Origin of the sequence: Streptomyces sp. NPDC029526 (genome assembly GCF_040637405.1) — a bacterium.
In the GTDB taxonomy this organism is placed as follows: domain Bacteria; phylum Actinomycetota; class Actinomycetes; order Streptomycetales; family Streptomycetaceae; genus Streptomyces.
This window is the reverse complement of record NZ_JBEZWE010000010.1, coordinates 175,223-193,984: the sequence shown is the minus strand read 5'-3', so window position 1 is coordinate 193,984 and position 18,762 is coordinate 175,223. Positions and strand designations below refer to the sequence as shown.

The following is an 18,762-nucleotide window of genomic DNA, read 5'->3' as shown; positions in this document are numbered from 1 at the left end:
CATCGCTGTCGTGCCCGCGCCGCCCGGCCCGCTGCCGGGGCCGCGCCTACGGCACCACGCCCCGCCGGTGCAGCGCGTACTGCTCCAGCAGCAGGCCGCGGGTCATCTCCAGCCGCTGGGCGAGGATCTCCGCGACCCCGCGCACCAGGGTCAGCCCCAGCCGTGGGTCCTGCTCGCACAGGTCGAGCACGGCCGCCGCGTCGAACTCGTAGGCGCGTACCTGGCTGAAGGCCACGGCGCCGAAGTCCCAGCGGTACGGGGGGAAGAGCCAGGACCAGCCGAGGAGGTCGCCCGCGCCGAGACCGGCGACCGTGGTGCGGTGCAGGTGGTTGACCCGCTGGTCCAGGGACACGGCGCCGGACCGGAGAACCCAGAAGCGGTCGGCGGTGCCGCCTGCCTCGAAGATCCGGGCGTCCTCGGGGAAGTGGACCTCCCGGGCGATGCGCATCAGGCGCTCGCGCTGGTCGGGAGGGAGGACGGTCAGGAGTTTGATCGCTTGGGTCATGACGCGGCGCTCCTAGCCGTACGGACGGTTCCGGGGCTCATACCCGCCTTTGCTCGCCTTTGCCCCTCTTCTCCCGCTTCTTCCTCTTCCATGGGAGCCGCCCCGGGCCTCCGGGGCACGTCGGGGAGCGGAAGGGGTCAGGTGGGGTACGCCGAGCGGGCATGAAAAAGCCCTGGCTGGACGGGGGAAACCAGCCAGGGCCGTATGAAGTGGTGCCGGAGGACCGGGCGTCGACTCCGTGACCACGTGTAGATGAACGATAAACCAACCACCGTCCATATGTGGAGCCGGAACCCGGTCACGTGACCTGTTTCACTCCCGTGGCCCCGGTCCGGTGCCGGGGGCGGGACCTCGCCGGCCGGGGGCGTTCACCCCGTACGCTCGTCGACGACCCGGACGGTCTCCAGCGACGGCTCCGTCGGGTCGGGCAGGAACATGCCCCCGTCGAGGCCCGTCCGCAGGTAGCGCAGTACGGGCTCGGTCAGCCGCTCGCCGGGCAGGATCGCCGGGATGCCCGGCGGGTACGGGGTGATCATCTCGGCCGCGACCCGGCCGGCGGCCTCGCCGACGGGAACCTCCTCGGCCGGGCCGAAGAACGCGTCGCGCGGCAGCAGGACCTGCTCCAGGCGCAGCTCGCCAGGGTCGGGCACCTCGACGCGGGACCCGCGCGGCAGTTCCGGTGCCGCCCGCGCCAGGTCCTTCAGTGCGGACAGCAGCTGACCGGCCGTCTCCCGGTCGTCGGCGTGGGTGATCTGCATGCCGATCCGGCGGTGGTCGACCAGATGGGCGTCCACGCCGCGGTGCTCACGCAGCCAGTCGGCCGCCCGGTACCCGCTGACGCCCAGTCCGTCGAGGTCGATGACGCAAGGGAGCGGGTCGAAGTCGTCCGCGCGGCCGGGCCCGCAGAAGTCGGCGCGGTCGTTCACGTGCATCCCGTCGATCTCCTCGACGGCCGCGCGCACCTCGCCGCAGAGTTCCAGCGCGGCGCCCATGAGCTCCTCGCCGCGCAGGGCCATCTGTCGCCGCCAGCCGTCCAGGCCGGCGTGGATCAGGACCGAAGGGCTCGTGGTGTCCAGGAGGTCGGCCCGGATCCCGAGCAGCGCCGGTGTCACCAGGTCCCCGCGCAGGTGGAAGACCGATCCCTGCTCCAGACCGCTGCCCATCTTGTGGATGCTGGTCACGCAGATGTCGGCACCCGCGTCCATCGCCCACGACGGCAGATCCGGGTGGAAGGGGAGGTGGGCACCCCACGCCTCGTCCACGATCAGCGGACGTGCGCGCCGGTGGCAGACCTCGGCGACGGCCGCCAGGTCGGCGCAGGCTCCGTACGGGGTGGGGCTGGTGATGAGCGCGCCGCGGGCGTCCGGATGATCCTGGAACGCCTGCTCGAACTCCGCGGCCGACGGTGGATGGGCGAGGTGCCGCTCGGCGTCCCAGCGGGGTTCCACCCACACCGGTTCGATGCCGGACAGGATCAGGCCCGACACCACGGACTTGTGGGCGTCCCGCCCGATCAGCAGCTTCTCGTGCGGCCCGGCCACCGTGAGCATGGCCGCCTTGACCGACAGGGAACTGCCGCAGGTGCTGAAGAAGGTGTGGTCGGCGTGCACCGCGTCCGCCATCAGCTCCTGGGCCCGCTGCAGCACGCGGCCCCGGGTGAGCCGGTCGTCCAGGCCGCCGATCGCCAGGACGTCGCCGAGAAACACCGCGTCGCCGAGGACCTCGCGCACCTCGGGGTCGGCGCCACGGGCCTGCTTGTGACCCGGGGGTGTGAAGGACAGTTGCCCCGTACGGCGGTACTCCTGCAGTGCTTCGAGAACCGGTGCCCGGTGGTGATCGGCAGTCATGCGCGCCGGGTGCCCGGGCGGCACGGAGCCATTCCGCCCGTCCGCGTTCCCCTGGGCCGCTTGCCCCGCCGCCCGCGGTCGCTGCTGCGGCCCGCTGCCTTCCGAGGTCCCGGCGCCGCTTCCGTGCCCTCCGCGCTCCTGCCCGCGCCTACCGCCGCCCGTGCTCGCGGCCGTTGCCTGCGCGTGCTCCCGGCCGGCGCGCGCTCCCGCCTCAGTCGCGCACCGTGCGCCGGCCCGGGGTGAGGATCTCGTCCAGCACGCGCAGGACCACCTCGTAGGCCACTCTGCGTGCCTCGGTGTCGCCGGCGTCCGTGCCGCCGCCCGCTCCGGGGCCGCCCCCGGTCCGTAGTGCCCGTTCCTCCTGCGCCGCGCAGGCCCGCGCCCGCTGGATGCGCCGCAACAGTTCGTCCGAGTCCACCACATCCGCCATGTCGGGCCGGGTACCCCGGCCTGCCGACCGCATGACAGCGGCGCCCGGATGGGGTCCGGGAGGTTTGCCGCCACCGGGACAGGTGAGCCGAAAAAGGAAGTACGCGGCATCTGTCCGTCCGGGCGGGCCGCCGATCCGAGCGAGAACCAGGAGCCCGAGGATGCGAGAGGCGCATACGATCCTGCCCGTTGCCGATCCGCCGGACGACGGCCCGGTCCGGCGCACGTCACCGTGCCGGCCGGGCGATGTCCGGGAAGCCGTCGCCCGCGCGGTGTCCGAGCAGTGCCGGACCTCCCACGCGTCGTGCGACGCCGACGCACTCTCGGACGCGCTGCTCGTCGCGTCCGAACTGACCACCAACGCCATCCTGCACGGCGGCGGCGTCACCGAGGTCCGGGTCGATGTCACCGGACCGTCGGTCCGTGTCTCGGTGAGCGACCGCAGCGACGAGCTGCCGGTCACCCGCACCGCGGCCGAGCGGGCCCGGGGCGGCCGGCGGCCCGGCGGACACGGCTGGCCCATCGTCTGCCGCCTCTCGCGCGACGTGCTCGTCGCCGACCTGCCCACCGGCGGCAAGTGCATCACCGCCGTGGTGCCCCTCTCCTGACGTCCCGGCCCGACGTCACCAGGCTCCGGAACGCTTCCGACGATTGTCCGGCACAGGGGTGTTTGTTCGTTTGGGGGCGGGGCAACCGGAGTTTCGTGCTTCGGACCGGAGGCGCGCCAGCGGGACCACTGTGACTGCTGTGGACTCCCTCCGGGTGTCCCCGGCGTCGGCGTCCCGCGGTAGAACCCCCCAACCACCGCTCGGGAGCGATACCGCAATGCTCATAGACACCCCGGCCGCCCGCCCCGTGACCCAGCCCGCCGAGACGGCCCGTAGTCGCAGGCGGCACGACGACGCCCCTGACACCGCCGCCCTGTTCAGCCGCCTGGCGGCCCTGGAGGACGGGCCGGAGCGGGACGCCGTGCGCGACGAGCTCGTCACCGCGTGGCTGCCCATGGCGCACCGCATCGCCGGCCGCTTCCGCGACCGCGGCGAGTCCGTCGAGGATCTCCGCCAGGTCGCCGCGCTGGGCCTGGTGAAGGCCATCGACCGCTTCGACCCGTCCCGCGGAGCCTTCGAGAGCTACGCCGTCCCCACCATCACGGGCGAGGTCAAGCGGCACTTCCGGGACCGCATGTGGGCCCTCAGGGTGCCGCGCCGGGTACAGGAACTGCGCAACAAGGTCCGGGTCGCCCGTCGCGAACTGACCCAGAACCCCGGCAGCCCCGAGCCCTCCGTCGCGGACCTCGCCGCCCACACCGGGCTGACCGAGGACGAGGTCCGGGCCGGGATGGAGGCGCTGGAGAGCTTCAGCACCCTGTCCCTTGACGCCGAGCTGTCCGCCGAGGACGACGGCTACAGCCTGGCCGACACGCTCGGCGCCTCGGACGGCTCCTACGACACGGTCATCGACCGCGAGTCGGCCAAGGAGGGCCTGCGCCGTCTCCCCGAGCGCGAGCGCGCCATCCTCTACATGCGGTTTTTCGAGGACATGACCCAGAGCCGCATCGCCGACCGGCTGGGCATCTCCCAGATGCACGTCTCCCGCCTGATCAGCCGCAGCTGTGCCCGGGTGCGCGCCGAGGCGATGGGGCAGCGCCCCGGCCGCCACGGCTCCACGGGCCGGACGCCCGGCGCCTGACCCCCCGGGCGGCGGCCGGGCGAGCGAGCGACCGCCTCAGCCGCACGGACCGACCACCCGCACCACTGCACCCCCCGCACGAACCACCTGCACGCACCGCCTGCACGGACCGCCCGGACGTACCGCCCGGCGCGGCCCGTGCGGTACGTCCCACCCCCGTACGACACGGACGTCCTCGTCCCACGGACCGGAGAACGAAACCCATGCTGAAGCCACACCCCGTCGTGCTGCGCCGTCTCGTCGACGAGTACGAGGCCCTCGTGGGCGCCGACACCCTCCCGGGCCCCGCCGGGCCGAACCCCCGGGTGCGCGACCTCGCCTACACGCTGTGCGTGTCCACGGGCACCCGGGACGTGCGACGGGCACTGGAGACCGCGCACCAGTGGCTCGGGACCACCGCCGACAAGACCGCGCACCAGGGGCTCGGGACCACCGCCGACACGGCGCGCCCCCGCCCCGCGGCCCTGGCGGCCGACTGAGAGCGCGGACGTCCGACACGTGGGGCGCCGGACCGCCGTCCGGCGCCCCACGTGTGCGCGCCGGAGACCGGGGCATCCGCAGGTCTGCCGACATCTCGAAGCGCGGCCCCCGGAGCGGGGCCGCAGGAACCGACGTGGGGGGCACACATGAACATGGGCACGCTGGCCCGCAGAGGCCGCACGGACGCCCGGCGGGCCGCGAACGGCTCGGTACGCGAAGGCGCCGCGCGCGCCGGCCTCACCGCCCGGGGCGTCATCTACCTGCTGGTCGGCGTGCTGGCGCTGCGGATCGCCTTCGGCGACGGGGAACGCCAGGCCGACCGGGGCGGCGCCCTGGCCGAACTCGCCGACAAGCCGTTCGGCGCCGTCCTGCTGTGGGCGCTCGGCATCGGACTGGTCGGCATGGCCGTGTGGCGCCTGACCGAAGCGCTCTTCGGCGCCGCCGGCAAGAACGGCCGCAAGGCCCGCAAACGGCTCACCTCCGCGGCCCGCTGCGGCTTCTACACGTTCGTCGCCTTCTCGGTCCTGGCCTTCGCCCTGGACCGGGGCAACGGCAGCGGTTCGAGCGACCGCCAGTCCCGGGACGTCACCGCCCGGGCCCTGGAACTGCCCGCCGGGCCGTGGCTGGTCGCCCTGGGCGGCGCCGTGGTGGCCGGCGCCGGGGTGTGGATCGGCGTACGCGCCGCCCGCCGCAAGTACCACGACCAGCTCCGCCTGGGCGAGCTGAGCCGCCGCGCCCGGACCCTGGTGGACGTGACCGGCGTGGGCGGCGGCATCGCCCGCGGCCTGGTGTTCGCCGCGGCCGGGGCGTTCGCCGTCCGGGCGGCCGTCGACTACGAGCCCGACCGGGCCAAGGGCCTCGACGACACGCTCCGCAGCTTCGCCGACACCCCCGCCGGGCCGTGGCTGCTGGTGGCCGTCGCCGCCGGACTCGTGCTGTTCGGCGCGTTCTCCTTCGCCCTGGCCCGCTGGCGCCGCGTCTGACGGCACCGCGCCCCACGGCCGCGCCGCCGCACCCCGGTGCGGCGGCGCCCGTATGGCGGGCCGCTTGTGGGGAACCCGGGTGTCATGAGCGAATCCGAGATACCCCCGGAAGGCCGGCCCGTGGACGTCTACCTCGACCTCCTGCGCGTCCGGATGGACACCGAGGACTACCGGCTTCTGCTCCGAGTGGTGGAGCCGGTCCTGGAGGCGATCGAGGAGCATCGTCTCTCCGGCCTCGACCTCGCCCTCGACAGCGGGGACGACGAACTGCCCCAGGAGGTCCGCGACGAGGCCGCCCTCGTCATCGCGACCGCCGTCACCGGCCGCCTGGACAACGAGGTGGTCGAACTCGAGGTGGACGACACCGGCCCGGTGCGTGTCGTCACCGACGCCCAGACCGCCGCCGACCCCTCCCGCCTGGGAGAGATCGCGGACTACATCAGGGACCGGCACCGGCAGAACGAGGAACTGCGCGGGATCGCCGCCGCCAGCGGGCTGCCCACCGACTTCTGAGGGACCCGACGCCCCTCCGGTCGCACGACCCGCGCCGCACCGGCCCGACACCGCACCGACCGACACCGGCCCCGTACGATCCCGGCCCGGCCGCCTGCATCCGGCGTCCGGGCCGGCGCCGTCCGCCGCCGCCGGGCCACCGGCCGCCGGGCCGTCGTACGGGCCCGCCGCCGGCTCGCCGCGGTCCTGCCTGGTGGCACGCACGGCCGGTGACCCGGCCGCCGGACACGCACCCCCTCCCGGGCGCCCCGCTCTCCCGGGCGCCCCGTCCCTCCGGGCACACCGCCCTCCGAGGCGCCCCGTCCCCCCGGGCGCACCGCCCTCCGAGGCACCGACCGCCGGTCACCGACCTCACGCGCCCGGCGCCCGTCCTCACCCGTCCTGCTGCGCGAGCGGCACCTCCAGCGGGCGGGCGAGGCCCACCACGGCTTCGTCCAGCCGCTGCAGGTGCCGCAGCACGCGGTCGGTGACCCGGCCGAACCGCGGGGTGCCGTCCGCGGCCACCCCTTCCAGCAGGGACGCGATGCTCGGACCCGTCTCGATCTTCGCGGTGGTGTCCTCCTCCGCGACCCGGGCGGCGATCGCCTGGATGTTGCGCACCGTCCGCCCCGCCGCCCCGCTCAGCCGGGGGTCCGCCGCGATGGACGGGTGGGCGGGCAGCAGCTCGGCCGTCGCCGCCAGGGCCCGGGCGTGGTAGGCGCAGGTCTCCAGGAGGGCCACCACGTACCGGGCGTTGGCGCGCCGGGCCCGCATCGGGGTGACCGGGTGGGTGAGCGGCTTGGTGGCCGAGCGCAGGTCGCCCAGCGCCTGGTCCAGCTCCCGCGCCTTCTCCAGCAGGTCCGTCACGTCCCCGCCGCTGAGCTGCGCGGCGGCCGCTTCCGTCACCTCGGCGAGCCGTTCCAGCACGGTGCCCAGCAGTTCGTTGGTCCGCCGGTCGGTGCGGATCGGCAGGACCAGGACCGCGGCGACCACCCCGCAGGCCACCCCCAGCGCCGTCTCCTCCAGGCGCAGCACCAGCACCTCCCAGCTGTAGGTGTGCAGCAGGGTGTACAGCAGGCCCAGCATCGCGGTCACGAAGAACGACATCAGCGTGTAGGACAGCGGCGCCGTGTAGAACATCGCGAAGATCAGCAGCAGCACGAGGGCGAACGCCGCCCAGGTGTTCCGGCCCACCACGGCGGCCAGCAGGATCCCGGCGACGACGCCGAACACCGTGCCCAGCAGCCGCCGGTAGCCCTTGACCAGGATCTCGCCCGTCGACGCGGTGTTGATGAAGACGATCCAGCAGGTGAGGACGGCCCAGTACCAGCGGTGCGCCGACAGCAGTTCGCCGCCGACGATCGCCAGTGACGAGCCCACCGCCACCTGCACGGCCGCTCTGGTGGTGGGCCGCCGCAGCCCCGTCTCCTCGTCGTCGGGCTCCGCCGGGGCGTCGATGGCGGCGTCCTCGGCGTCCAGCTCCTCCCGGGAGCGGGTGGTCGAGGGGGTGTCGTCCGACTCGTCCTGCGGTCCGTCCAGGGCGATCCGCAGCCCCATGACGGCCCGCGCGGTCTCACCGACGGCACGGAAGACGTCCTGGACGGCGCGGGAGGCGGGCGGCAGGTTCTCCTCGTCGCGGTAGGCGAGCAGCCGGTTGCGCAGGTGGGCCACCGCGGTTCCCTGCGCCCCGGTGTGCAGGATCAGGGTGCGCAGCGCCAGCAGGTCCCGGCGCAGGGACGCCACGGCCTCGTCCGGTCCCGGCAGCCGGCCCACCTCGGGCGCCGGCGCGCCCGGCAGGTGCAGGGTGAGGGTGTCCGCCCGCTGGGCGCTGCGCGCCGACAGCAGCAGCAGGCCGAGCCGCTCGGCGGCGATCTCCGCCTCCGCGATGCGGCGCTGCACCAGCCGGGCCGTCGACTCGTCCGGGGTGCCCTCCTCCAGCCGGGACTGGATCATCAGGGCGGTCTCGTGCAGCCGGGCGGTGCCCTCCCGCAGGTCCTCCAGCGCCTTGTCGGCCTGCTCGGGGGTGGCGTCGAGCAGCGTCAGCTGGGCGGTCACCAGTTGCGCCAGCCGCGCCCGGAAGGCGTCCCGCAGCCGCCCCATCAGGCCCGTCGGCGTCACCGGCACCAGGGCGAACCGCGCCAGGGCGCTGCACGCGAACGCCACCGCGATGGCCGCCCACAGGCCGGGCAGCCCGCCGGGATCCGCGCCGACGAACAGGGACAGGAAGTAGACCTGGAAGGCGATCAGCCCCAGCGCCGTGCCCCGGTCGCCGAACCGCCGCCCGTAGACCGCGCAGAAGATCAGGACGACGAAGCACAGGTCGCCCACCACGACCCGCTCGCTGAGCAGCGCCGCCAGCGACACCGACGCGAAGGCCACCGGCAGACCGAGGGCCAGGGTGACGGCCTGGGCCGTCCGCTGCCGCTCCCGGATGGAGAAGGTGGAGACCATCGCGGCGATGGCCCCCGCCACCATGAGGCTGGTCGACGCGCCCGCGAGGCCGAGCACGGCCAGGGTCAGGGCGAGGGCCCCCACGGTCCGCAGCGCGGCCGTCAGTCGCAGCAGTCCCGGGTCGGACGCCACGAAGCGCTCCCGCAGCCCGGTCCGCGCCGGTCGTCCCGCAGCCTTCACGCCCCCGCACTCTCTCCTGTCACCCGCGGCGGACCGGAACCCGGCCCGGCCCGCCGCACCGTCCGGACCACCGTCCGGATCACCGTACCGGGCGGCCCTCCTCCTCGACGTGGGCCCGCACCTGGTCCGGCGTCAGATAGGCGTCGGTGAACTCGAAGTCCCGCAGCTTCGCCGGCTTGCGCGCCTGGAAGCCGGTGCGGACGAAGTCGTCGCCCGCCACCGAGTTCAGCAGCCAGCTCGTCAGCACCCGCGTCTTGGCGACACCGGTCCGCAGCGCCCCCAGGTGGTACCCGCGGGCCACCACCTGCGCGGGCAGCCCGTGCAGTTCGACGCCCAGCGGCTTGGAGACGGCGTCGGTGCCGCCGAGGTCGACCACGAGTCCCAGGTCGTGGTGGGTGTAGCGGCGCAGCGGCTGGCCGCGCAGGGTCGCGATGACGTTGTCGGCCACCGTCCGGCCCTGGCGGTGGGCGTGCTGGGCGGTCGGGGGGCAGACGGCGCCCTCCTCGCCCTTCGCCAGGTCGGGCACCGCGGCCGAGTCGCCGAGCGCGAACACGCCGTCGTAGCCGGGCAGGGTCATCTCCGCGGTGACCGCGAGCCGTCCCCGGACGGTGTCGGCGCCGAGCGTGGCGATGAGCGGGCTGGCCACCACCCCGGCCGTCCAGATCAGCGTGCGCGTGGGCACCACCCGGCCGTCGGTGAAGGTGACCTCCTCCGGGCCCGCCTTCGCGATGGACACCCCGAGCGAGATCTCGATGCCCCGCCGGGTGAGGATCTCCAGCGCGCTGCGGCCCAGCTTCTCGCCCAGCTCCGGCATGAGTTTCGGGGCGATGTCGATCAGGTGCCACTTGATCAGACCCGGGTCCAGCCTCGGGTAGCGCTCGACGGCGGCGTGCGTCAGCCGTTGCAGGCAGGCCGCCGTCTCCGTGCCGGCGTAGCCGCCGCCGACCACCACGAACTGCAGCCGGGACGCGCGCTCGGCCGGATCGTGGCTGGCGTCGGCGAGGTCGAGCTGGGCGATCACGTGGTCGCGGATGTACGCGGCCTCGGCCAGCGTCTTCATGCCGAAGGCGTGGTCCGTCAGCCCCGGGATGTCGAACGTCCGGGTGACGCTGCCGGGGGCCAGCACGATGTAGTCGTACGGCTCGTTCACGATCTCGTCGGTGATGGTGCGGATGACGCACACCTTGGCCCGCAGGTCCACGCCGATGGCGCCGCCCGGGATGATCCGGGTGCGGTACTTGGTGCTCCGGCGCAGCGACAGCGCGACCGACTGCGGGGTCAGCACGCCGGAGGCGACCTGGGGCAGCAGCGGGAGATAGAGCTGGTAGGAGACCGGCGTCACCAGCGTGATGCGCGCCTCGTGGGGCGCCAGCCTGCGTTCCAGCCGCCGGACGCACGCCACTCCGGCGAAGCCTGCGCCCACAACCAGGATCCTGGGTCGAGTCACGGTGGTCATCCCTCTCCGGCTGCGTGTGTCCTGCCTCGTACGTCGACGCCCTTCGCGTGCCCCCGTATCGCACCACGATGCCCGCAGGCACGCGCGTGCGCACCGGGAGAGGCGGCCGGCGGCGCGGGAGACGGGGCGGGGGCCCGCACGGAGCGGCGGGAGCGGGCCCCGCGAACGGCAGCGCCGCCGCCGTTCACCCGTGCAGGTGACAGAGCAGCAGGCAGATGTCGTCGTCGCGTTCGGAATCGCTGAGCAGCGGGCTCAGCAGCCGGTCCGCGGACGCGTCCGGATCGGCGTCCAGGTCGCCGCTGCCGAGGGAGCCGAGCGCCGCCGACAGCCGCGCGATCCCGGGGTCTATGCCCTGCGCGCGCCGCTCCACCAGCCCGTCGGTGTACAGCGCGAGCGTCGATCCGGGCGCCAGCGGCTCGGTGTGGTCGGCGATCTCCTGGTGCAGCGGGATGCCCAGCATCGCGCCCGGCTTGGCGTCCAGGATGCGCACCCGCCCGTCGGGCAGCCGCAGCACCGGCGGCGGATGGCCGGCGGCGGCCCAGGTCAGTGTCGGCTCGTCCGGGTGGAACCGCGCGATGACCGCGGTGGCGAACAGGTCCGGCTGGAGCTGGTGCAGGAACTGGTGCAGCCGGGTCAGCAGCCGGCCCGGGCTGCTGCCGTCGACGGCGTAGGCGCGCAGCGCGGTGCGCAGCTGGCTCATCATCACCGCCGCGTGCAGCCCGTGCCCCGTCACGTCACCGACCACGGTGATCAGGCTGCCGTCCGGGCCCCGGAACGCGTCGTACCAGTCACCGCCGATGTTCAGCCCGTGGGTGGCCGGGAGGTAGCGCGCGGCGAGGCTGAGCCGGGGGATGTGGGGCAGCTCGGTCAGCAGGGCGCGCTGCAGGGTCTGAGCGATGTCACGGTTGTGCTCGAAGCGCCGCGCGTTGTCCAGGGCGATGCTGGCCCGCCGGGCGAGCTCGATCAGCATCACCGCGTCGTCGGGCGCCCAGCGCTCCCCGGGCGGCGACAGGGTCAGCACGCCCAGCGGGGCCCGGCGGGTCAGCAGCGGCACGCACAGCAGCGGCCGCTGCGGGTCGAGCGCCGACGGGGGGTGGTCGTCGACCCCGGGCAGCCCGCCGGGGTGGGGCGCCGCGTACTGCGGACGCCCGGTGCGGGCGGCGCGGACCGCGGCGGCGGCGTGGGACGCCGGGTGCACCTGCTCGCTCTCGTCGTCGAACAGCCACACGTCGACCCACGAGGCGTACGACGGCACCAGCAGCTCCGGCAGCCGGCGCACGATCTCGTCGAGGTTCAGCGAGGCGTTCAGCACGGCGCTCGCGTCCGCCAGGAACGTCAGCCGGCGGCGGGCGTTCTCCGCCTCCTTGCGCGCCCTGCGCTCCGCGGCGAACGCCGTGCGCTGCGCCCGCCCGGCGACGTCCAGCTCGGCGTGGAGCGCGAGCACGCCCTGGTTGGTCTGGTGCAGCTCCTCCCGGTGGAAGGCGACCAGCGCCTCCTGCGCGGTCAGCTCGTCCAGCACCGCGGCCGTGTCCTCGTCGGCGTCCAGCAGCGCCTCGGCCAGGTCCGCGGCCCCCTCCGACCCGAGGTCCGCGGCCTGTCCCACGTCGGGCGCGGCGACCGCCACCTCCCACGGGATCTCCCCGGCCTCGGCGAGGTCCCGCGGCGGCGTCACCACCACGCGCAGCGACCCCGCGGCCGGACCGGCGGACGGCAGCTCCAGGGTGAGCACCCACGTGCCCCCCTTGGCCAGGCAGCGCCGCAGCCGCTCGGTGAGCGACGCGGCCAGCCGGGCCCGTTCGACCGCCGGCACTCCGCACCGCGCGGCGGTCCGCGTCACGGCGGCCCGCGCGCCGGCCGCGTCGGCGGGGCCGGTGATCTGCCAGGTCCGGGTCATGGGCGGTCCGGGGGGTCGGGGGCGAGGACGGCCACGGCGGTGTCGTCCCGGACCGGCAGGGCGGAACTGCTCGCGTCCCGGATCGTCACCGCGGCGGTCACCGCCGGGTCGGTCGCCGGGCGTCCGGCGTCCGGGGCGGGACTCCAGCGGCTGGGCAGGCCGTCACTGTGCAGGATCAGCAGGCTGTCTCCGGTCCAGGGCAGGTCGTCCTCCCGTACCCGGCCCGGGCGGTGGACGCCGACGATGCCGGGTCTCGACAGCAGTGCCCGCCACCGGTCGCCCTCGCGCAGCCGGGCCCCCACGTTGCCGATCCCGGAGAACCGCAGCCGCTCGGTGCGGGTGTCCACCTGGGCGACCGCGACGGCGGCCCCCCGGGTTCCGGTGAGCGCCTCGTGCAGCCGGCCCAGGATCTCGCCGGGCGGCAGGTGCGCCCACTGGCGCAGCGTGTCCACCGCGGCCGTCGAGGCCCGCGCGGCCTGGGTGCCGTGGCCCAGCCCGTCGGCGAGCAGCAGGGTGCAGCGGTCGCCGTCGCGGTGCCAGGCCCACGCGTCCCCGGAATGGGTGGCCGAGGCGTAGGGGACGTTCACGCCGCCGGCCCGCACGCCCGCCGCCCGCCACCCGCCGGTCCCTCCGGTCCCGCCGGGACCGGGGGGAGAGGCGAGCGGGCCGGGGGACCGCCCGGCCGCACCGCGGGCCGGGCCGCGGGAGAGCCGGGCCACCGCCACGGTGCCCCGGCCCGGCGCGCTGTGCACCGCGAAGTCGTCGGACAGACGCCGGCAGGTGCCCAGCCCCGCCCCCAGGGAACGGGTCGTGGTGTAGCCGTCCCGCAGGGCGGCGGGCACGTCCGGGATGCCCGGCCCGTGGTCGAGGGCGGCGATCTGCACGGACCGGGTCGCGGGGCCCTCCGGCAGCACGGGCGGATCCACCACGTCGATCAGAATCGTCCCGCCCTCCGCGTACTTCAGCAGATTCGTGGCCAGCTCGGTCGCCACCAGCGCCGCCGCGGCGGTCCGGCGCTCGTCCAGTCCGGCCACGGCTGCCGCCTCCTCGGCGGCGACACGGGCGTCCCGCACCCGGGTCGAGTCCCGCACCGGCACCTCCCACACGCGCGGCATCAGACGTCCTCCCGCGTCCGGGGAGGCCCGGACACCCAGGATGTCACCCGCACGGTGGTTCCGGACCCGGGGGAGCTGTCCACCGCGAAGTCGTGCACCAGGCGCCGGGCCCCGCCCAGGCCCATGCCCAGGCCGTCGCCCGAGGTGTAGCCGTCGCTGAGGGCCCGGTCCAGGTCCGCGATGCCCGGGCCGTCGTCGACGAAGACCAGCCGCAGCCCGGCGACGCCCGCGGTGCTGATCGCGGAACTCTCCATCCGGCCGCCCCCGCCGTGCACCAGCGTGTTGCGGGCCAGCTCGCTGGCGGCGGTGACCAGCTTCGTCTGGTCCACCAGCCCGAACCCGAGCGCGGCCGCCGACTGCCGCACGTGCTGGCGCACCCACGCCAGGTCCATGTCCGACCGGATCGGCAAGCAGGCATCCACGCCCGCCGACGTGTCCATTACGCGCCCTCCCCGCGCCTGCCGCCCGGACGGGACCGTACGACCGGCTGGGAGAGCATCTCCAGCGCGACCTCCGTGCTCAGCGCCGTGCGCAGGCCGGGCAGCGTCAGCCCCAGCTCGACCAGGGTGATCGCGACCGCCGGCCGCATGCCCGCCACGACCGTCCGCGCGGCCAGCAGTTCGGTCTGCGCCGCGATCTCCGCGAGCACCCGGCCGAGGAAGGAGTCGATCATCTCCACGCCGGAGATGTCGATGACGACCCCGGTGACCCCGCTGCGCACGATGGTCTCCGCCAGGTCCTGCTGGAGCTGCTGTGCCGTGCTGTCGTACAGGTCGCCCTGGAGGGTGACCAGCAGGACGTCGCCGAGCCGCAGGACGGGCACGGCCACCTGGCCCGGGGCGCCGTGCGACGGGTGTGCGCTCACCGCCGCCCCTCGGCCGTCGGGGAGGCGGTCACGATGTCGGCGCCCAGCTCGTGCAGGCAGTAGCCCAGCGCGTCGGCGAGGCTCGCCCGGGTGAGGACCGAACCGAGGTCCAGCCCGAGGTGGACCATGGTCTGCGCGATGGCGGGCCGGATGCCGGAGACCACGCACTCCGCGCCCATCAGCCGGGCCGCCGCGACGGTCTTCATCAGGTGCTGCGCCACCAGCGAGTCGACGGTGGGCACCCCGGTGATGTCGAGGATCGCGAACCGGGCGCGCTGCTCGACCACCGCGTCCAGCAGGGTCTCCATCACGACCTGGCTGCGCGCGCTGTCCAGCGTGCCGATGAGCGGGACCGCCACGATCCCGTCCCACAGTTTGATCACCGGAGTGGCGACCTCCATCAGCTGCAGCCGCTGCCGGTCGATGAGCGCCTGCCCCTCGGTCAGCGCCGTCTGCATCGCGACCAGCCGCAGCGTCCCCATCAGCCGGCTCAGCGTGGTCGAGCAGCTCCGCAGCCGCTCGGGCTCCGCCTGCTCCAGGTCCGCGACCAGCAGGTTCTCGGCGGGCGGCCAGAGGGCGGACAGCTCCGCCGACACCTGCGTCGAGGACAGCCCGGCCCGCGACCGGGACGCCCCCATCCGGGCGAGCTGCTCACGCACCCCGCTGAATCCGGCCGCGTCCGGGTCCTCGACCTTCCCCGCCTCCGCGACCACGGCCAGGGCGTCCACGACCGTGCGGCCCGCCTCGACGGCCTCGTCCCGCGAGACGGTGAACACCGTACGGAACAGGGGTTCGTCCGCCCACCGCTGGGCGATCTGCTCCCGTCGTCGCCGCAGGAAGTCCGCGACCTCGTGCGACGGCGTCCCGAGCGCCCCGTCCGCCTCGTGCTCCGGCACCTGTCTTCTCCTCGTCGTCTCGATGTCCCCCGCGTGCGGGCGCGGCGACCGGGCCGTGCGGCCGCCGGCCGCCCGCACCGGCCGGCGGCACGCCGTCGGGTGGTGGTGTTGCTCGTGAGGTGCCCGGTCCTCGCTCGCCGGGCCGGTCCGCTCAGATCTCGGGGTCCTCCCGGGGGGCGGCCCCGTCCCGCATCCCGTCGACGCGCTCCAGCGCCTCGTCCACGCTCTCCGAGACGGGGACCGTGATGCTGACCCCGGTCAGGTCCAGGATGCGTCGCACCGCGGACGTGGGGGAGATGATGTGCACGCTCCCCGGCAGTTCCCGGGCCTCCTGGTAGACGCGGAGGATGATGTTCATGCCGGAGGAGTCCATGAAGGGCACGGCCGACAGGTCGAGCAGGAAGTGGCGCCGGCCGTGGTGGAGCTGGTTCGCCAGGTGGTGCTGGAACTCGGTCGCGGTGTCGACGTCCAAGTACCCCTCCACCGTGAGCAGGGCGACGTCCTCGCGCGGCAGGGTCACCTCGACGGACAGCGGGTTCTGGGCAATGGGCACGGGTACCTCCAACAAGTACGGACGTCCGGGGCGGGGGTCACCCCGGGGGCCACGCGGTACGGGGCCGGGACGCGGAAGTGATCAAGCTCTCAACGGCGACGACCTGCAAGGACACGTCCCCGCTGCGGGGCCCGAAACCCCTGTGCCGCCTGCCATCCGCACTCCTTCGCTCCCGGCCGAGTCGCACCGCGCAGCCGCGCGTACCCCCTGATCCGCGTTTCATGCCCGGCACCACCCGCACGGAATCGGACCCGGCCGGGACGGCGGGGGACGGCGGACCCGGACGCGGGGTCCGGCCGGGGGACGGGCGGAGCCGGCCCCGGGGCCCCGGCGGGGGGACGGGAGGACCCGGCCCCGGGCCAGGCGAGGGCCGCGCGGCTCCGGCAGGCCCCCGCCGGCGGCAGGGGGCACCCCAGGCGCCCCCGTCCCCGTCCCCGTCTCAGCCCACCCGGATGCCGACGATGCAGGTGTCGTCGTCCGTGTCCGACCTGCTGTGCGTGAGCATGCGGTCCAGCTGCTGGTCCAGCGACCTCGGGGCGGTGCCGACCGTGGTCAGGAGCTGGGTCAGCGCCTCCTCCATGGTCCGGTCGCGGCGCTCGATGAGGCCGTCGGTGTACATCAGCAGCGTGTCCTGGGCCGCCAGCGTCACCTCCGCCTCCTCGTAGTCGGCCTCCGGCACCGCACCGAGCAGCAGCCCCTTGACCGTCGGCAGCGGCGCGGCACCGTCACCGCGGACCAGCACCGGCGGCAGGTGGCCCGCGCGGGCCCAGCGCAGGCTCCGCACGTCCGGGTCGTACAGCCCGCAGACGGCCGTGGCGGTGACCGCGCCCGTCAGGTGGTGGGCCACGATGTTGAGCCACGACAGCAGCTGCCCCGGCCCCGCCCCGGTGACGGCCAGCCCGCGCAGCGCGTTGCGCAGCACGACCATGCTGGTCGCGGCCTCGATGCCGTGCCCGGCCACGTCGCCCACGCACAGCAGCACCAGCCCCGACGGCAGGACCACCGCGTCGTACCAGTCACCGCCCACCAGCTGCTCCGCCTCCGCCGGCCGGTAGCGGACCGCCACCGAGAGGTCCGGCACCCGCAGCGGGGCCTGGGTGGGCGGCATGATGGCCTGCTGGAGCTGGAGCGCCAGCCGGTCCCGCTCGCTGGCGTGCTGCTCGGTGTGCGCGAGCTGGTCCCGGGTCGCGGCCAGCGCCACCTCGGTCCAGTGCTGGGCCGAGACGTCCTGGTAGGCGCCGCGCACCGTGAGCACCCGGCCGTCGGTGTCCGTGACCGGCTCGGCGACCACCCGGATGTGCCGGGTCACCCCGTCGGGGCGCTGCAGCCGGAAGGCCGCGGAGGCGGGCCGGCCGTGGTGCATCAGGGTCCGCAGGAAGCGGCCGATAGGGACCGCGTCGTCGGGGTGGGCGTGCGCGGGAAGGTCCTCCAGCGCCACCGGCAGACTCGTCGGCGGGCGCCCGTACAGGTCGAACAGCTGGCCGTTCCAGGTGATCTCCCCGGTGAGGAGGTTCTCCTCGAACCCGCCGATCCGGCCGAGGCGCTGAGCGTGCTGGAGCAGGCTCGCCAGCCGCGCCGCCTCGTCCTCGATCCGCCAGATGAACAGCACGCTGGAGCCGTGCCGGCTGATGCTGAGGTCGGCGACCGCCGACAGCGGCACCTGGTCGACCAGCGCCGTCAGGTTGGTCCGGCGGGCCCGGAACGGCTCACCGGTCGCGTAGACCCGCTCGATCCGCTGGAACAGCCCGCTCTCCCCGGCGGCCAGCGGGTACGCCTCCAGCAGCAGCGCCCCGTTGATCATCGCCCGGGAGCGGCCCGCCGGGTCCTGGAAGCGGCCGTTGACGTGCTGGATGCGGAAGTCCACCAGGTTCCCGGAGGCGTCCAGGTGCGGCACCAGGACGAGGGCCGGGTCCTGCAGCCCGTCGGCCAGGTCCATCAGTTCGGCGGCGTCCGGCAGTACCCGCGGCGGCTGGGCCGGGTCGCCCGGCGCCGTGTACGTCTCCAGCGTGTGCGCGCACAGCTCCGCCAGCGCCTCCACCTGGCGCACTATCTGCGGCGGCTGCTCTGGCAGCGGCGCCGGCCAGGCGATCTCCAGCACGCCGTGGATCCGGCCGCCCGTCCCGGCGGGCACGGCGGCCCGGCCCCCGTCGGGATGCTGGTGACGGCCGACGCTGGGCAGGCCCGTGTCGGACAGCGAGGTGATCCACAGCCCGTCCCGCTCGGTCAGACCCGAGCGGGCCACCGTCGCCACGTCCGGCGGCACGTACCGCCAGCGCGCCGCCTCCGCGGGGGAGAACCCGGCGCTGCCCGCCAGGGTGAGCGAGCCGTCGAAGCCCGCCGACCAGATGGCCACGGCGGTCGCCCCGATCGGCCGCAGCGCGTGCTGGAGCAGGGACTCCGCGACGGCCTGGGTGTCGTCGGCGGCCAGCACCCCGCTCTCCGCCGCCCGCAGCCGGACGGCGGCCGCCGCCTCGCTCTCCGCCTCCCCGGCCGCCCGGGTGGCGGCCAGGAACGCGCTGGTCACCTCCGACATCCGGTCCCGTGCCGCCTGGTTGATCACCTCGACGGCGAACTCCAGCGGAGTGGTCCCGGCCTGCTCGGTCAGCTCGGCGAGCTGGCGGGCCGCCTGCGCGGGACCGCACTGCAGCCGCTCGACGAGGATGCCCTTGGCGAGTTCCAGCAGGGCCCGCCCCTCGGCCTCCGCCTGTGCGGCCCGCACTTCCCGGCTCAGCCGGTCCACGGTCGCCGCGAGCCGCCCCACGGGGGAGTCCGCGGCCACTCCGGCGGGCCCGGCCCGGTGCGCGGCCGCCGGCAGGCCGGAGCCGCCCTGCGGCTCCTCGTGCGGCGGCAGGATCGGCCGGTCGGTGGTGCTCACGGTGCGGATGCTCCTCGGTTGCGGGGACCTGGGGCGCGGTGGGACGGGCGCG

Annotated in this window: 17 protein-coding genes; 5 read left to right on the top strand and 12 right to left on the bottom strand. The window is 75.0% G+C overall.

The window, feature by feature from the left end:
• Positions 1–46 precede the first annotated feature (46 nt).
• The 3 genes from AB0F01_RS21675 to AB0F01_RS21665 form a co-directional block, all read right to left on the bottom strand.
• Positions 47–505 carry a cyclic nucleotide-binding domain-containing protein gene (locus AB0F01_RS21675; protein ID WP_362098101.1) on the bottom strand — a complete coding sequence of 153 codons (459 nt, stop codon included), beginning with the start codon at positions 503–505 and terminating at the stop codon, positions 47–49.
• A 368-nt stretch (positions 506–873) separates the two neighbouring features.
• Positions 874–2,352: an ornithine decarboxylase gene (locus AB0F01_RS21670; protein ID WP_362098098.1), complete on the bottom strand. Its 1,479-nt coding sequence runs from the start codon at positions 2,350–2,352 to the stop codon at positions 874–876.
• 211 nt (positions 2,353–2,563) lie between these two features.
• Positions 2,564–2,782 carry a hypothetical protein gene (locus AB0F01_RS21665; protein ID WP_362098096.1) on the bottom strand — a complete coding sequence of 73 codons (219 nt, stop codon included), beginning with the start codon at positions 2,780–2,782 and terminating at the stop codon, positions 2,564–2,566.
• 160 nt (positions 2,783–2,942) lie between these two features.
• Between AB0F01_RS21665 and AB0F01_RS21660 the strand changes: the two genes are divergently transcribed.
• The 5 genes from AB0F01_RS21660 (at position 2,943) to AB0F01_RS21640 (ending at position 6,446) form a co-directional block, all read left to right on the top strand.
• The gene (locus AB0F01_RS21660; protein WP_362098093.1) at positions 2,943–3,389 is read left to right on the top strand and encodes an ATP-binding protein; all 447 of its coding nucleotides are present in this window, start codon (positions 2,943–2,945) and stop codon (positions 3,387–3,389) included.
• A gap of 217 nt (positions 3,390–3,606) precedes the next feature.
• Positions 3,607–4,470 (top strand): SigB/SigF/SigG family RNA polymerase sigma factor, encoded by an 864-nt coding sequence (locus tag AB0F01_RS21655; protein ID WP_362098090.1) that lies wholly within the window; start codon positions 3,607–3,609, stop codon positions 4,468–4,470.
• Positions 4,471–4,673: 203 nt separating this feature from the next.
• Positions 4,674–4,949: a DUF5133 domain-containing protein gene (locus tag AB0F01_RS21650; protein WP_362098087.1), complete on the top strand. Its 276-nt coding sequence runs from the start codon at positions 4,674–4,676 to the stop codon at positions 4,947–4,949.
• 147 nt (positions 4,950–5,096) lie between these two features.
• The gene (locus AB0F01_RS21645; RefSeq protein ID WP_362098084.1) at positions 5,097–5,933 is read left to right on the top strand and encodes a DUF1206 domain-containing protein; all 837 of its coding nucleotides are present in this window, start codon (positions 5,097–5,099) and stop codon (positions 5,931–5,933) included.
• An 84-nt stretch (positions 5,934–6,017) separates the two neighbouring features.
• Complete coding sequence (locus tag AB0F01_RS21640; RefSeq protein WP_362098081.1) at positions 6,018–6,446, top strand: hypothetical protein; 429 nt, start codon at positions 6,018–6,020, stop codon at positions 6,444–6,446.
• A 372-nt stretch (positions 6,447–6,818) separates the two neighbouring features.
• Here AB0F01_RS21640 and AB0F01_RS21635 read toward each other — a convergent pair whose 3' ends face one another.
• From AB0F01_RS21635 to AB0F01_RS21595, 9 genes are all read right to left on the bottom strand, one after another.
• A complete protein-coding gene (locus AB0F01_RS21635; protein WP_362098078.1) occupies positions 6,819–9,056 on the bottom strand; it encodes an FUSC family protein in 2,238 nt (745 codons plus the stop codon).
• Positions 9,057–9,135: 79 nt separating this feature from the next.
• A complete protein-coding gene (locus AB0F01_RS21630) occupies positions 9,136–10,512 on the bottom strand; it encodes an NAD(P)/FAD-dependent oxidoreductase (RefSeq protein WP_362098075.1) in 1,377 nt (458 codons plus the stop codon).
• A gap of 184 nt (positions 10,513–10,696) precedes the next feature.
• Complete coding sequence (locus AB0F01_RS21625; protein ID WP_362098072.1) at positions 10,697–12,406, bottom strand: SpoIIE family protein phosphatase; 1,710 nt, start codon at positions 12,404–12,406, stop codon at positions 10,697–10,699.
• The gene (locus tag AB0F01_RS21620) at positions 12,403–13,521 is read right to left on the bottom strand and encodes an ATP-binding SpoIIE family protein phosphatase (RefSeq protein WP_362098069.1); all 1,119 of its coding nucleotides are present in this window, start codon (positions 13,519–13,521) and stop codon (positions 12,403–12,405) included. The genes AB0F01_RS21625 and AB0F01_RS21620 overlap by 4 nt, the downstream gene beginning before the upstream one ends.
• On the bottom strand, positions 13,521–13,961 hold the full coding sequence (locus AB0F01_RS21615; protein ID WP_362098067.1) for an anti-sigma regulatory factor: 441 nt from the start codon (positions 13,959–13,961) through the stop codon (positions 13,521–13,523). Before AB0F01_RS21615 ends, AB0F01_RS21620 begins: the two co-directional genes overlap by 1 nt.
• Complete coding sequence (locus tag AB0F01_RS21610; protein ID WP_362098066.1) at positions 13,961–14,386, bottom strand: STAS domain-containing protein; 426 nt, start codon at positions 14,384–14,386, stop codon at positions 13,961–13,963. Before AB0F01_RS21610 ends, AB0F01_RS21615 begins: the two co-directional genes overlap by 1 nt.
• Positions 14,383–15,282: an STAS domain-containing protein gene (locus AB0F01_RS21605; protein ID WP_362098064.1), complete on the bottom strand. Its 900-nt coding sequence runs from the start codon at positions 15,280–15,282 to the stop codon at positions 14,383–14,385. Before AB0F01_RS21605 ends, AB0F01_RS21610 begins: the two co-directional genes overlap by 4 nt.
• A gap of 151 nt (positions 15,283–15,433) precedes the next feature.
• Entirely contained in the window at positions 15,434–15,835 is a 402-nt protein-coding gene (locus AB0F01_RS21600; RefSeq protein WP_362098062.1) for an STAS domain-containing protein, read from the bottom strand.
• A 439-nt stretch (positions 15,836–16,274) separates the two neighbouring features.
• Entirely contained in the window at positions 16,275–18,650 is a 2,376-nt protein-coding gene (locus tag AB0F01_RS21595; RefSeq protein WP_362098212.1) for a SpoIIE family protein phosphatase, read from the bottom strand.
• Positions 18,651–18,762 lie beyond the last annotated feature (112 nt).